This window comes from Bacteroidia bacterium (assembly GCA_033391075.1).
Taxonomy (GTDB): Bacteria; Bacteroidota; Bacteroidia; order J057; family J057; genus JAWPMV01.
The window spans coordinates 110,527-125,843 of the sequence record JAWPMV010000002.1 but is presented as its reverse complement, the minus strand read 5'-3'; the positions used below and the strand labels follow the sequence as shown (position 1 = coordinate 125,843).

Annotated in this window: 11 protein-coding genes; all 11 read left to right on the top strand. The window is 42.5% G+C overall.

The window, feature by feature from the left end; all coding sequences use genetic code 11:
* Positions 1–27 precede the first annotated feature (27 nt).
* The 11 genes from R8P61_32930 to R8P61_32880 all read left to right on the top strand — a co-directional run bounded on the left by R8P61_32930 (position 28) and on the right by R8P61_32880 (position 15,176).
* A complete protein-coding gene (locus tag R8P61_32930; GenBank protein ID MDW3651925.1) occupies positions 28–1,644 on the top strand; it encodes a carboxylesterase family protein in 1,617 nt (538 codons plus the stop codon).
* A 29-nt stretch (positions 1,645–1,673) separates the two neighbouring features.
* The gene (locus R8P61_32925) at positions 1,674–3,827 is read left to right on the top strand and encodes a PQQ-binding-like beta-propeller repeat protein (protein MDW3651924.1); all 2,154 of its coding nucleotides are present in this window, start codon (positions 1,674–1,676) and stop codon (positions 3,825–3,827) included.
* Between the two features lie 15 nt (positions 3,828–3,842).
* A complete protein-coding gene (locus R8P61_32920; GenBank protein MDW3651923.1) occupies positions 3,843–5,357 on the top strand; it encodes a DUF1593 domain-containing protein in 1,515 nt (504 codons plus the stop codon).
* A gap of 192 nt (positions 5,358–5,549) precedes the next feature.
* A complete protein-coding gene (locus R8P61_32915) occupies positions 5,550–5,975 on the top strand; it encodes a putative quinol monooxygenase (protein ID MDW3651922.1) in 426 nt (141 codons plus the stop codon).
* Between the two features lie 56 nt (positions 5,976–6,031).
* Positions 6,032–6,649 carry a flavodoxin gene (locus R8P61_32910; GenBank protein ID MDW3651921.1) on the top strand — a complete coding sequence of 206 codons (618 nt, stop codon included), beginning with the start codon at positions 6,032–6,034 and terminating at the stop codon, positions 6,647–6,649.
* Between the two features lie 259 nt (positions 6,650–6,908).
* Positions 6,909–7,601, top strand: a complete 693-nt coding sequence (locus tag R8P61_32905) for an intradiol ring-cleavage dioxygenase (protein ID MDW3651920.1) — start codon at positions 6,909–6,911, stop codon at positions 7,599–7,601.
* Positions 7,594–8,283, top strand: a complete 690-nt coding sequence (locus tag R8P61_32900; protein MDW3651919.1) for a hypothetical protein — start codon at positions 7,594–7,596, stop codon at positions 8,281–8,283. Before R8P61_32905 ends, R8P61_32900 begins: the two co-directional genes overlap by 8 nt.
* Positions 8,284–8,351: 68 nt before the next feature.
* Complete coding sequence (locus tag R8P61_32895) at positions 8,352–8,504, top strand: hypothetical protein (protein MDW3651918.1); 153 nt, start codon at positions 8,352–8,354, stop codon at positions 8,502–8,504.
* 102 nt (positions 8,505–8,606) lie between these two features.
* Entirely contained in the window at positions 8,607–10,244 is a 1,638-nt protein-coding gene (locus R8P61_32890; GenBank protein MDW3651917.1) for a carboxylesterase family protein, read from the top strand.
* Positions 10,245–10,260: 16 nt separating this feature from the next.
* Positions 10,261–11,820, top strand: coding sequence for a carboxylesterase family protein (locus R8P61_32885; protein ID MDW3651916.1), 1,560 nt, complete (start codon positions 10,261–10,263; stop codon positions 11,818–11,820).
* 23 nt (positions 11,821–11,843) lie between these two features.
* On the top strand, positions 11,844–15,176 hold the full coding sequence (locus R8P61_32880; GenBank protein ID MDW3651915.1) for a glycosyl hydrolase: 3,333 nt from the start codon (positions 11,844–11,846) through the stop codon (positions 15,174–15,176).
* Positions 15,177–15,317: the final 141 nt, after the last annotated feature.

Here is a 15,317-nt window from a genome sequence, read left to right as displayed (position 1 = left end):
GTCGAGCATCCATTAACCTGAATTCCCATGAAAAAATTGATTAACATATTTTTGTTTTCTGTGATTGCATGTTCTTTACATGCGCAATCCCCCACAGTTCGCACCGCCTCTGGCATGCTACAAGGTGTCACAGAAGCTGAGGTCTCTATCTTCAAGGGGATTCCCTATGCGGCTCCGCCTGTTGGCGAATTTCGCTGGCGACCGCCGCAGCCCGTATCCGCATGGGAAGGCGTGCGTGATGCAAATACTTTTGGTCCCAATTGCGCGCAGTCCGGTTGGGGGGCTGCTCCCGGTACGATTAGTGAGGGCTCATCCGAAGATTGCCTGTACCTGAATGTTTGGAAACCTGCAGAGGCTAAAGCGAATGCAAAATTGCCAGTCATGGTGTGGATACATGGCGGAGGCTTCGTGGGTGGAAGTGGTTCAGGTCCCGGTACGGCAGGTCATACATTTGCCAAACAAGGGATCATTTTGATCACCATCAACTACCGTCTGGGACGGCTGGGTCATTTTGCCTTCCCTGCTCTGAGCGCGGAGCATCCCGACGAACCCAAGGGAAGTTATGCCTACATGGACCAGATTGCTGCGCTTCAGTGGATACAGGAAAATATTGCTGTATTTGGAGGCGATCCTGATAATGTCACGATTTTCGGTTTCTCTGCAGGTGGCGTCTCTGTACATTCCCTGATGACTATCCCGGATGCGAAAGGGCTTTTTCACAAAGCCATTAGTCAATCCGGCGGCGGCAGGGACGGCGTACTTACCGGGAGGCCGATACGTACAGAAAATGCTGATCCCTTCTACAAGGTTTCAGCAGAAACCATCGGAATAAATTTTGCCCGCAAACATGGGATAGAAGGTACAGATGCAGCCGCCCTGGCTAAGTTGCGCGCCCTGAGCGTAGAAGAGATTGTAGACGGAGGTCAGGAATCTGATGGACAGGGAGGTCCGCGTACCTATTCAGGACCAATACTCGATGGGAAATTTGTAGTAGAATCTGCCGAAAGCGCATATAAGGCAGGAAGGCAGGCAAAGATCCCCCTGATGATTGGGTCGAATAGCGCAGAAATCGGGGGAAGTTTTGTGAATACCAGCAGCACAAAGGAAGAATTGTTCTCCCTTTTCGGAGAACTCGCAGAGGAGGCTAAAACTGCTTATGATCCGGAAGGTACCAAAGAATTTGCTGAAGTAATCACAAAGTTTAACACAGATTGGGTATGGGCTGAGCCCGGCCGCTTAACCGCCAAGTCTTTTGTAGCCCAAAAATCACCCGCATACATCTACCATTTCGGTTATGTTCCCGCCCCCATGCAGGAGCGCATGCGGTTTGGAGCTGGACACGGTTCTGAAATTGCCTATGTTTTTAACACGCTTGATGCCCGCTGGGGAGCCCCTGAGACAACACCTGAAGATCAACAGGTCGCGCAAATAATGAATACCTATTGGACAAATTTCGCCAAGACCGGTGATCCGAATGGAAAGGGACTACCGAAATGGCCCGTTTATACGCTCAAAAAGAACGAGATACTCGATATTCAGGCTGATGGCAAAGCAGTAGGCAAGCCTGATCCGCGAAAACCGAGACTGGATGTGATTGAAAAAGCGTTTAAATTGAGAGAGCAACTTCAATCAAGGGGGATTTAAGGGAGAAATTGAAGCAGAATGAAAATCATATGGAAAAACAAAATAGGCCATTCCTCCTCAAAATAATCATGATAGGGATTCTCCTCGCCTCACTTTTTCCCAGTTGTAATGAGCATCTTGATAAAAACACAAATACCTGGACCGCCTATAAAGCCGATGAAAAAAGCAGCAGTTACTCCCCTTTGGACCAAATCAATGTCTCAAACGTGGACCAGCTACAAAATGTCTGGACTTTCCAAATAGACGATGTCCCACAAGGCGATCCCCCTGTATCGAGTCAAAGCAATCCCATCATTGTAGATGGTGTACTATACGCCAATTCTGCCAAACAAACAGTCTTTGCCCTCAATGCCCAAACAGGTGAAAAGATTTGGTCTTTTAAAGCTTTGGATGAAGGCGAACCCAGTGCTGCCAGCAGGGGTGTTGCCTATTGGGCAAAGGGAAGCGATAAACGGATTTTATATTCTGCTGGCAATTATTTGATGGCAATAGATGCCAAAACGGGCAAATTGATTCCCTCTTTCGGTGAAAATGGAAAAGTGAATCTAAATGTAGGAGTGAGAGATGATTATGAAAAAATTTCGGTTACCCTGACAACTCCAGGTAGAATTTTTAAGGACCTTATCATCATTGGTTCACGCTTGCCCGATTTTTACGGTTCGCCTCCCGGTTACATACGTGCCTATCATTGTGAAACGGGGAAATTGGTATGGACCTTTCACACCATACCGCATCCAGGTGAACCTGGTTATGAAACATGGCCTCCCGATGCCTATAAAACCGCTGGAGGCGTAAACTGTTGGGCAGGGATGAGTATAGATACAGATAGAGGAATGGTCTTCCTGGCATTGGGTTCTCCCAGTTATGATTTTTATGGAGCAGATAGAGTCGGTGCTAATCTTTATGGCAACTGCGTATTGGCTTTAGACGCTGCCACGGGTCAGTATAAATGGCATTTTCAGACTGTGCACCACGACATTTGGGATTATGATCTGCCTTCTCCCCCCAATTTAGTAACGATCAAACAGGAGGGAAAAGAGATAGAAGTAGTGGCCCAGGTGACCAAACACGGATTTATATTTGTGCTGGATCGCGAAACTGGCGAACCCATTTTCCCAGTAGAAGAACGGAAAGTGCCAGCCTCCCATCTTCCGGGAGAAGTAGCTTATGAGACACAGCCTTTTCCTGTGAAACCCAAGCCTTTTGTGAGACAATCCATGTCCGAAGAAGACCTAACTCATTATTCTGATGCAGACCATGAGGCAATTCTGAAAACCTTTAGATCTGTACGCTTTGAAGGTTTGTTCACTCCTCCCGATTTGAAAGGAACCCTCTCGATACCCGCAACACGAGGCGGCGCCAACTGGGGCGGGGCAGCGTTTGACCCCAATACAACTTATCTCTACATCAGGGGGAATAATTTACCCGAAATACAGACGATCGTTGATGCCAATGAGCATTTTGCTGCCCAGAGTAATACGCTTTTTGATCAAGGTCGTGTTACCTATGAAAAACATTGTGTGGCCTGCCATGGCGCGGAAAAGAAAGGATTGCCACCAAGCTTTCCTTCTATAGCAGATCTAACGGAAAGAGTTTCTGAATCGGAAACCCTGGAAAAAATACGACAGGGAGGCGGACAAATGCCCGGCTACAAAGGGGTATTGACGGCAAGCGAAGAAAGTGCTATCATGGCTTTTTTATACGATAAGAAAAACGCTAAAATAGAAGTGCCGCAAGTCACAAATAGTGAAGAAGAACCAGAGAGGTATATGAATATCACCCCTTATAGAACCTGGAGTGATCCTAGCGGCAATCCTGCTTTGCAGCCTCCCTGGGCGACCCTGAATGCCTTAAATCTATCCACCGGCGAATATGAGTGGCAAATACCGCTTGGCAATGATGAAACATTACAGGAAGCAGGCGCTCCCCCAACAGGTCTTTTAGGACGCTCAGGTCCTATGGTAACTGCAGGTGGTTTGGTGTTCATAAGTGGAGCAGCCGACAAAAAATTGTGGGCTTTTGATAAAATGACAGGCGATTTGATTTGGGAAACAAGCTTGCCTGCTGCAAATAATGCGAATGTTTGTTCCTATGCTGTAGAAGGAAAGCAATACTTGGCTCTTTCGGTTGGTGGCACAGCAGAAAATCCTGCGGGTTCGATTAGGGTGTTTGCCTTACCTTAATTGTATATTCGTGATATGAAAGCTCCATTTTTAACTTTCTTGTTTTTGGTCTTTGCCTTTTCCTGTCAATCACCAAAGAATGAGAACCGGGAACCTAATAAACCACGAACTATAGTCACTACTGATGGTGAAATTGACGATATCGATTCTTTTATCAGATTGTTGTTATATGCCAATGAGTTTCACATTGAAGGACTGATTTACAGTAGTTCCATGTGGCATTACAAAGGTGATGGTAAGGGGACAACCTTCATTTCTGAAATGGAAATGACCAAAAATATGTACGGGGAGCAAACAGATTTGCGTTGGCCGGGTGAGACCTGGATGGAGGATTTAATTGCCGCTTATGAAAAAGTATTTCCTAACCTTATTAAACATGCAGCAACTTATCCGGCTCCTGACTATCTCCGAAGCCTAATTCGGGTAGGGAATATTGATTTCGAGGGAGAAATGGAAAAAGACACTGAAGGCTCAGATTATATAAAAAAGAAATTACTGGATGATACTGAAGAGCCGATATATCTTCAAGTTTGGGGAGGCACAAATACCATTGCAAGAGCCTTAAAATCTATAGAAGAGGAATTCAAAGGTTCTGATAAGTGGGAAGGGATTTATAAAAAAGTATGTGATAAAGCCATTATTTATACGATTCTGGACCAGGATGCCACATACAGAAAGTACATTTCAAAAAATTGGCAGGACATTAGCATTTATTACAATGCTAACCAATTTTGGTGTTTTGCTTATCCGTGGAAAAGCGCTGTACCCAAAGCCTGGCATAGGTATCTGGAAGGAGAATTTATGGGACAAAACATCATTCTCAATCATGGGGACCTTACCCAGATGTATTACAGCTATGGGGATGGAAAAAAGCAGGAAGGTGATGATGAACATATACATGGTGATTCTACCCAGTTGAAAAATGCCCAATGGGGAAGTTTTAAAAAGTTCGACTTTATTTCAGAAGGTGACTCTCCTGCTTTTTTTCACTTGATCGATACCGGACTGGATAATTTGGATAATCCTCACTATGGAGGCTGGGGAGGGCGTTTAGTGCAATCTGAACAAGATCCGAATCGGTGGGAAGACGGGAAAGGGGCAAGTGATTATAACCCCTTTACCGATACCTTAGATACTACTTACCCTCAAACTCGTTGGGTAAAAACCTTACAAAATGACTTTGCAGCGCGAGCCGATTGGTGCATAAAGGATTATGAAAATGCCAATCATCCTCCGCAAGTATTGCTTGAACAAAAAACCCTTACGGCTAAGGCCGGTGAAAAAATTGAATTGATGGCGAAAGCTAATGACCCGGATGGCGATGAATTGAAGTACCAATGGTGGCAGTATGAAGAAGTAGATACCTATGATGGGAAAGTCAATCTCAATGTCTCTAATCAAATTGGGCTAACTTTTACTATGCCAAATGATATTCAAAAAGGTGAAACCATTCACTTGATTTTAGAAGTAACGGACAGTGGATCATATCCTATGACCCGTTATCAGAGGGCTATTATTACTTGTTTGTAGAATTGTTGCCTTTTCAAAAATCAGTCTATATTGGACACCCAGGCTTTCAATGTAAGAACCCTTGCTCAGGAGTAGATATTTTTGCGCATAATTTGAAAAACCACTCCAAAGGACAAGCCATCCTGGTGTTAAATACCAATTTCAGCAAAAAATTAGTGAGAGTAAAATGAATCAACAAAAAGAAAACCCAATATGAATTTCCCAAAAATAGTCTTCCTTGCTCTCTCCCTGACCTTAATCGGAAGTGCTTGTAACACGCAGAAACCTAATACTCAGACGTTCGACACCAGCAATATGATGATCCGGATTGCAGAATTGGAAATAGATGCTAGCTCCCTTGATAATTACCTAGCTATCTTAAAAGAGGAAGCAGAAGCATCGGTCAGATTAGAACCCGGAGTGATCTGCATTTACCCCATGTTTGAAAAAGAAAATCCAACAGAAATCAGGCTCCTGGAAATCTACGTTAACAAAGATGCTTACGAAGCACATCTCCTAACACCCCATTTCAAAAAATATAAGTCTTCGACGCTCGAAATGGTCAAATCATTGAATCTGATTGATATGAAAGCCTTAGATCAGGAAACGATGACCCAAATTTTCAGAAAATTACCCTAGGCAAATTCTTGTCCAAGGTTTCTCAGAAGCCTTGGGGTGCAAAAAGCTATATTTCTATGAAAAAAATCGGCCTTCTCTGTATTCTTTCCTTTTTGGTCATACTCGGCCAGGCTAATTTCCAAACTCAGCCAGTCAATAAGGCTGCCACTTTTGATTCCGATAAAGGCGTAATCGTCTATTTATCCCGTACCAACAACACCAAAGCCATAGCTGAAATTATCCACCAGGAAATAGGGGGCGATTTGGTGGCCTTGGAATTGGAAACCCCCTATCCCGAAGATTATAAGGCCATTGTGCAGCAGGTTCAGCGAGAAAACGAAACAGGGTTTTTACCTCCCTTAAAAACCAGAATTGACCTGACGAAATACGATAAGATTTTTTTGGGCTTTCCGACTTGGGGCATGCGCTTGCCTCCTCCCTTTAAAAGTTTTTTGACCCATCATGATTTGAGTGGCAAAACGGTCATTCCCTTTAATACAAATGCAGGATATGGTGTAGGAAGCAGCTTTAGAACTGTAAAGGATCTTTGTCCAAATAGTAAAATTCTCAAAGGCTTTTCTATTCAAGGAGGTATCGAACGTGATGGGGTATATTTAGCCATCAAAGGTTCTAAAAAGGAAGAAGCCAAAAAGGAGGTGAAACAATGGCTGTCAGACATTGGAATCCTTCCTTAGGGCATCCCCCAAAACGGCACAATACTCGCTCAAATTGTGTCAAAATTTTCCAGAAAAACAACATGACCTGTATTCGAAATAATGCCCAATATTAAATTGGTATATTTATTTTTCTACTCTATGAGTAGCAAGCAGTTCCCCCTAACAAAACGGTCGTTTAAAGAATTTTTTAGGTGATGCTTTTGGATTACTTTAAGTTTGCATTATAAGAGCTGCTATCAGATTTTCAGTTGCAAGGAAGTCCTAATAAAATTTGTACATGAAAAGAGAAAAGTTTCTAAAAACAGGGATAAAAGCACTTGGAGTGCTAACGGTTGTACCTATTGTGCTGGCTGCAACCCAAAACAGTACTCTTTCAAATCAAGTTGGCGACTGTGATCTTACCCCTTCTGAAACAGCTGGCCCTTTCCCAACTAAGAACCCAGCTGCATTTCAAATAGCTGACATAAGATCTGATCGAAAAGGGGTTGATCTGGAAATTGCTATCCACGTGCAAAACCTAAATAATAAATGTGCACCTCTTCCTGATGCAATTGTCGATATATGGCTCTGCGATAAAGACGGATATTATTCAGAATATGGAGGTATGCGTATGCAACGACAGGATTTCAGTGCGGCTCATTTCCTACGTGGCCGACAGATTAGTGATAACAAAGGGAAGGTAGGGTTTCGTTCCATATTTCCAGGTTGGTACCCAGGTAGAGCACCTCATATTCATGTGCATATCTTTGACGCCAAAGGAAATTCCTTATTGGTAACCCAAATTGCCTTTCCTGAAAAGGAATGTAATACCGTTTACACTAAGAGTGAGTTCTATACAAGAGGCTTACAAGATACTCCTAACAATCGTGACGGTGTCTTTGGCAGTTCCCTCGAGGCGGAAATGGGGGAATTGGCAGGAAATATTTCAGCAGGCTATACCCTCACACATACCATCAATGTAGATGCCTGATAAGCCCAAGGTGATCATCTATTTGTCTCAGCAGAGATCTTCTTATCAAACAGACTACTACAGGAGTCTTAAAATTTTCGATTCTGAGCAGTCTGAAGAAAATGTACGTCCAAATTTTGGGCGTTTGAGCCGTTTTGATAACAACACCTTGAATGCTGCTTCCTTTTGGAGTGAAGTATGCTCAGAAGATTCTCACATGTTTATTCTGCCTCTTGTTGGAACTATAAGAATTGAACCCCAACAGCAAGAGTTGGAAGTCGGACAATGTCTTTACTATCCTGTGAAATTAGGCCTCAATTTGGTAATCAATAATCCTTATGAGAAAGATGCGGTAAATTATCTCCAATTCCATATTTCAGAAAAGTTGCAGAGCCTCAACTTTGGCCCCAAACTGCTTCCGTTCAATATAGATGAACATATTAATGACTTAGTTCCTTTATATAAAAGTCCTCCAATTTATATTTGCCTGGGTAAATTTGAAGGGAGAATGAAAGGGGTTTATGTTATACAGCAGGCGGACAAGGCCTTGTTTGCTTATCTAATCCAAGGAGTTATGGAACTTGAGGACCGCTTATTACATGAGGGAGATGCATTATCTTTACATGGTTTTGGTAAAGTTGAATTTGAAGCTCTTAGCACAGAGGCTATTGTACTTTTGTTGGAAATTTCGATGGAAGGATAACTAGTGTTCTCTTAACAAAAACAAAGCTATTTCTTAAACCTATACTAATAAGGAGCCCACCTATTACTATGGCAGATATTCAGGAAACTACAAATAGTATTGAGTTTTCCTTTGCAGCACAAGGGTTTAATGTAAAGGTAAAACTGGCAAAGGAAGATAACAGCACCTTAAAAGGAAAAATGATGGATATGTTTGATGCGATTGGGGTAAGGATAAACTAAAAGCGATTTTTATCACCAGAAAACGGAACTTCAATAGGTTTTAACTAGCCTCATGTGTTACTAAATCCACAAATTCAAAATTTGAATATAAACCATAGAATTATGACCAAAAATATTTTAATAGCTATGCTGGCTATCTTTTTACCCCAACTAGGAATAGCTCAAAACAAAGATGCTTTTCCCGTACAGGTTCAAATTGAAAATGGACGTATCGAAGGCAATTACGATACTCGAAATGGTATTCAATCCTATTTTGGGGTGCCTTTTGCCAAGCCTCCAGTTGGAGATTTGAGGTGGAAAGCTCCTCAACCTTTAGATAATTGGGAAGGAGTAAAAGCGACCAAAAAATTTGGCCCCCGCCCCATGCAAACCCTGGTTTTTGGCGATATGAAATCACGCTCCGATGGGGTCAGTGAAGATTGTTTGTATTTGAATATCTGGACACCAACTACTAGAAAGCTGAAAAATTTACCCGTTTTAGTCTATTTTTATGGAGGCGGATTTGTTGCTGGGGATGCTTCTGAATATCGATATGATGGGGAAAGTATGGCAAAAAAAGGGATAGTGGCTGTTACTGTCAATTATCGTTTGAATATTTTTGGCTTTTTAGCGCATCCTGATTTAAGCGCTGAGGCTCCTTACAATGCATCGGGCAATTACGGTTTGCTTGACCAACAGGCTGCGTTGGCCTGGGTGCAAAAAAACATTTCAGCTTTTGGGGGAGACCCTAATAAAGTAACGATTGCAGGGGAATCCGCAGGTTCTATTTCCGTTAGTTATCAAATGGCATCTCCTATGTCTAAGGATCTAATTGCCGGTGCAATTGGGGAAAGTGGTGCAGGTATACACCCTACGCTAGCGCCAGTATCTCTGGAAGAAGCAGAAAAAACGGGTCTGGAATTTGCTACGAAAGCTGGCTATCCCACCCTGGCCGAACTAAGAAAATTACCAACTAGAGATATCTATGAACTTTATAATGAGTCTGGAAGGTTTGGGTTTCCTGTGGTGATTGATGGACATTTTTTACATAAATCCTTACCAGAAATTTTTGAGGCTAAACAACAAGCTCAAATTCCACTCTTACTGGGGTGGAACTCAGCAGAAATTCCTGGTATGGCATTTATGCAAGGTCAACCTTATACCGAAGAAAATTATATGGCAAAAGTAAAGGCTGCTTATCCTGAAAAACATGGAGAGGTGTTAAAACTGTATCCACATGGTTCTATAATAGAAATTGAACATTCCGCGACTGATTTGGCCTCTGATCGATTTATCGCTTACAGTACCTGGAAATGGTTTGACTTACACAGAAAAAATAGCCAGCAACCCGTTTATCGCTATTTGTACAGCAAACTGCGCCCCCCTTTGACAGACAAAAATTTAATGTCAGGCCTGGCGGGAGGAACTGTAGAAAGAGATCCCAATGCCCCAGAACCTCCCAAATCCGTTGGTGCACCTCATGCTTGCGAAATCGAATATTGTATGGGAAATTTGCATTTAGTTGAAGATTATGCCTGGACCCCCGATGATTATAAAGTCTCAGCTACTATGCAGGAATATTTTGCCAATTTTATTAAAACAGGTAACCCCAATGCGAAAGATCTGGCAGAGTGGCTACCAGCAGAAGCCAACGATCCTATACCGCCGGTGATGATTTTGGATACTGAAAGTAAAGGGATAAAAGCCAAGCATGATACTCGTTATGAGTTTTTGGATAAGGCTTATGGTAATAAAAATTAACACCAAAAATACCCTTATGTCTTTCAAATATAAATACTACATAAGCATTCTTTTTATATGTTTCCCCATTTTGCTACAGGCGCAACAAACAGTCATTCAAACCGATAAAGGCAAAATCCAAGGTAAATTTAATGCTCAGAGTAAGGTGCGCATTTTCAAAGGCATTCCTTTCGCCGCTCCACCCCTCGGAAACTTAAGGTGGAAAGCCCCTCAAGCTGTTGATGAATGGGAGGGAATTTTAGCCTGTACGGATTTTTCTCCCAGCCCCATCCAGAATGAGCCCAAACCTTTCTATTGTTGGTCAGAAGAATTTATCGCTCAACCAGAACCCTTAAGCGAAGATTGCCTGTACCTTAATGTATGGACAAGTGCAAAATCAAACAAAGAGAAGCAGGCCGTTTTTGTCTGGATTTATGGGGGCGGGCTAAATAGCGGCTCTGCCAATTGCGACATTTATGATGGTGAAGAAATGGCGAAGAAAGGAGTTATCTTTGTCAGCCTCAATTACCGGGTAGGGGTATTGGGTTTTATGGCACATCCCGAATTGAGCAAAGAATCCGTGTACCAGGCATCTGGGAACTATGGCTTCCTGGATCAAATGGCTGCTCTGAGGTGGATACAAGAAAATATCTCAGCTTTCGGAGGAGATCCGGATAATGTTACCATAGCCGGGCAATCGGCAGGTGCTTTTAGTGTGAATGCCTTGATTGCCTCTCCTTTAGCGAAAGGCCTATTTCACAAAGCCATCCTCCAAAGTGGGGGTTTATTATCTAGCAGGCTGAAGCAGGGGTTGACAGAGGTTGAACAAATGGGTATGCGTTTTATGAAAAAGGCAGAGGCGAATTCTCTCGAAGATTTGCGGAAACTGCCTGCCGATAAATTGCAGAAAATCAGCAATGACAGAGAAATTGGGCGATTTGGTGTTACCCTGGATGGCTATGTTTTACCCAAAAATTTATTGAGCCATTTTGAGAAAAGCTTGCACCAACAGGTACCTATTATGGCGGGTTGGGTAACAGGAGACGGAGATTTTTTGGGCAGAACGGAAATGTCGGTGGCAGCCTATCGGGAGCAAGCTCAAAAGACATATGGGGAAAATGCTGATGCTTTTTTGCATATTTTTTCTGCTACTACGAATGAAGAAGTCAAAGTTGCTAATAGTAAATTAGCTATGCTGAATTTTGCGGGTCTGCCTTCTCACTTATTAGCAGGATTTAATACCAAACCCACTTATTTGTACCAGTTCGGTCATGTACCTCCAGACAAACCCGATTTCCCTAACTATGGTGCCTTTCATACGTCTGAAGTGCCCTATGCGCTGCATACTCTGCATACCTGGAAGCGTCCCTGGAAGCCTTTGGATAGAAAGTTGGAGGAGGTGATGTCTTCCTATTGGGTCAACTTTACCAAGACTGGCAATCCCAATGGAGCGGGCTTGCCAGTCTGGGAGATATATGAAAAAGAATCAGGAACTATCTTGACCCTGGAAAATGAGACCAAATCGCAGAAAGCCTTATTGAAAGAAGCCCTGGACTTTTTAGAGAAGAAGGTCCTGCAAAATGAAGATCGAAAATGAAATTTTTGGACAAAACCTAAGTCATGAAAAATCTACTACTAACTTCTTTGTTTTTAGGAATCCTATCCTTCTCCCATTGGAGTTGTTCCCCCAAAAGCTCTACCCCTGGCATGTCAAGGGAGGAGCTTCTCTCTGGTTTTCAGAATCCTCCCAATGAAGCCCGTCCCCGAGTATGGTGGCATTGGATGAACGGCAATATCACCAAAGAAGGTATCCAAAAAGATCTGGACTGGATGGAAAGAACAGGAATTGGTGGATTTCACAATTTCGATGCTAACCTTTTCACGCCACTGGTAACGGAGAAAAAACTGGTCTTCATGACGCCGGAATGGAAAGAAGCTTTCCGCTTTACTACAGATCTGGCCATTGAAAAAGGCATGGAAATGACCATTGCAGGCTCTCCAGGCTGGAGCGAAACAGGCGGCCCCTGGGTAGAGCCCAAAGATGGTATGAAAAAATATGTATGGACGGAAACGATCGTACAAGGAGGAAAAACTTATTCAGGCAAATTGCCCCAACCAGCAGATAATATCGGTCATTTTCAAAATATTACTACTGAAGAAGGAGGGGTTCTTGGTGGTTTTGTCGGCGAGCAACCCAAATATTATCAGGATGCTCAGGTATTTGCCTACAGGATGTCTGATGGTGAAAAAACATTAAAGGATTTAAACCCAAAAGTCAGTTCCAGTGGTGGTGATTTTAACCTGAAAAAATTGACCGATGGAGACCTGCATCATTCCGAATATTTGCCGCCAGTAGAGGTCGGTAAAAATGCATGGATCCAATATGAATTTACTACGCCTCATACTTTTAAGGCTTTTTCTGTAACAGGTATAACCACTGTTCCTTTAGCTGAATTTAATGGTAATCCTGAAAACAGAGCGTTGCAGGTCAGCGACGACGGAGTAAATTATAGAGATATAACCAAAGTTCCTGGGTCAATCGTTCCGCAAGTTACAATCAGTATTGAGCCTGCCACCGCTAAATATTGGCGTATGAACTGGGAAACTTTGCCACCTGCATTCAATCCGTTTTTAGCGATGGCTGGATTGCCTGTGGGAGAACCAAAACCAGAAGGGGTAAATGTAGCCGAATTTGTTTTGTACACCACCGACCGTATTAACCAGTTTGAAGATAAGGCAGGATTTAGCCCCTGGCAAGAAGATTCACCTACTTATCTGCCAAAAGAAGTAATAGCTATTGAGCAGGATAAAATAATTGACTTGACAGAAAAAATGCAGGCAGACGGGAGTCTGAATTGGGATATTCCTGAGGGCCATTGGGTAATCGTAAGATTTGGCTATTCTCTCACAGGGCGACAAAATCATCCAGCATCACCCGAAGCAACGGGTTTGGAAGTAGATAAACTGGATGAAGAAGCTGTCAGAAGATACATAAATCATTATCTGGATTTATACGAAGATGCAACGGGTGGTAAAATAGGCGAAAAAGGCTTGGGCTCTATTATTTTAGATAGTTACGAAGCGGGGCACATGACCTGGACACACGATTTTCCAGAAGAATTTCAAAAAAGAAAAGGCTACGATATCAGACCCTGGCTTCCTGTTCTGACGGGTAGAGTGGTTGAAAGTGTTGAAAAAAGTGAAAAATTTCTCTGGGATTTTAGAAATACAATTGGAGAAATGATCGTCGAAAATCATTATGATATCATAGGCGAAGAACTGAATAAACGCGGGATGGGACGTTACACGGAATCTCATGAAAATAAACGAATTTTCCTTGCCGATGGAATGGATGTCAAACGCAATGCAGAAGTCCCCATGTCTGCCATGTGGACTCCTGGTAGTTTGGCAGGAGGAACCGATGAAGAGGTTCGGAGTGAGGCAGATATTCGGGAGGCCGCTTCTGTTGCCAATATTTATAACAAAGCTTTTGTAGCGGCTGAGTCTATGACTTCTGTGGGCAAGCCCTTTCAGGAGCATCCTGCCCGACTAAAACGCACAGCTGATTTGGAATTGGCTTCTGGATTAAATCGTTTTGTGATTCACACCTCCGTTCACCAACCGCTGGATGATAAAATGCCTGGTTTTTCGTTGGGGCCATTTGGTCAATATTTTGGCAGGCAGGAAACTTGGGCAAAACAAGCGAGGCCCTGGATAGACTATCTGTCAAGAAGTAGCTATTTATTACAACAGGGCAAAAATATTGCAGACATACTTTATTACTATGGTGAAAATACCAATATCACCTGGATTTCCCGTGAATCTTTGCCTCCAATTCCAGCAGGTTATGAATTTGATTATGTCAATGCAACTGCCCTGCTAGAAGCTATAGAAATGAAAAATGGCCAATTGACCGCAAAAAGTGGAAATACTTATCAATTGATTGTACTGGATGAAAGTGCGAAACAGATGACGCTACCTATTCTGAAAAAACTGAATGCATTGGTACAAGCCGGAGCAAAACTAACAGGAACAAAACCTGAGAGAACGCCCAGTCTTTCTGATGATGCAAATGAATTTCAGCGGATCCTCAACCAGCTTTGGAATAGCCCTAATGTATGGAAAGGTTCAATAGAGTCAGCTTTACAGTCATTACATATTTCCAAAGATGTTGATGTAAAAAATACCAGCCATAAGATTCTTTTTCGTCATCGTCAAACAGCAGATATAGATCTATTTTGGTTAAATAATCGAAGCGAAAATACAAGTTCCATAGATGTTAGTTTTAGAATTACTGGAAAAGTGCCACAACTATGGCAACCGCAAACTGGTGAAACCAAGGCAGTTTCTTACAAAATCGAAAATAATCGCACCATCATTCCGCTGGAATTTGAATCCTGGGATGCCTTCTTTATAATTTTTGCGGAAAAGGCGACTCAAAACGAGCTGTTTATTCCCACAAAAGAACAAGTCGAATTTCTAACAATTACTGGCCCCTGGTCAGTCAAATTTCAGAAAGGAAGAGGGGCACCTGAACAAGCTACTTTTGAAACCTTACAATCGTGGTCTGACCACGAAAATAAGGGGATCAAATATTTTTCAGGAACAGCTATATATTCCAACACTTTTGATATAGTCGAGATTTCAGAAAATGCTCAATATGAGTTGGACTTAGGGGAAGTCAAAAATATAGCTGAAGTCATTGTCAATGAGCAATCCTTGGGAATTCTTTGGAAAACACCATACAGCATTGATTTAAAAAACACCTTAAAAAAAGGACAAAACACCCTTGAAATTCAAGTTACTAACTCATGGGTTAATCGCCTGATTGGAGATGCACAACCTGATGTGAAAGAGAAGATTACTTTTACGACTATGCCTTTTTATCAGGCAGATGGACAATTGCAACCCTCGGGTCTGTTGGGAGAAATACAGATAGTGGAAAGACGCTAAGATTTAGAAGCTTAGGATTGTGCCCTATCAAAAGACAGAATTTCAATTACTGCCGTAGTTCACCCTAAAAATCCTGACGTTGAAAGAACAATTTCTTGATTTACTCAATGACTAATTAATTTCGCGCAATAAGAACTTTCA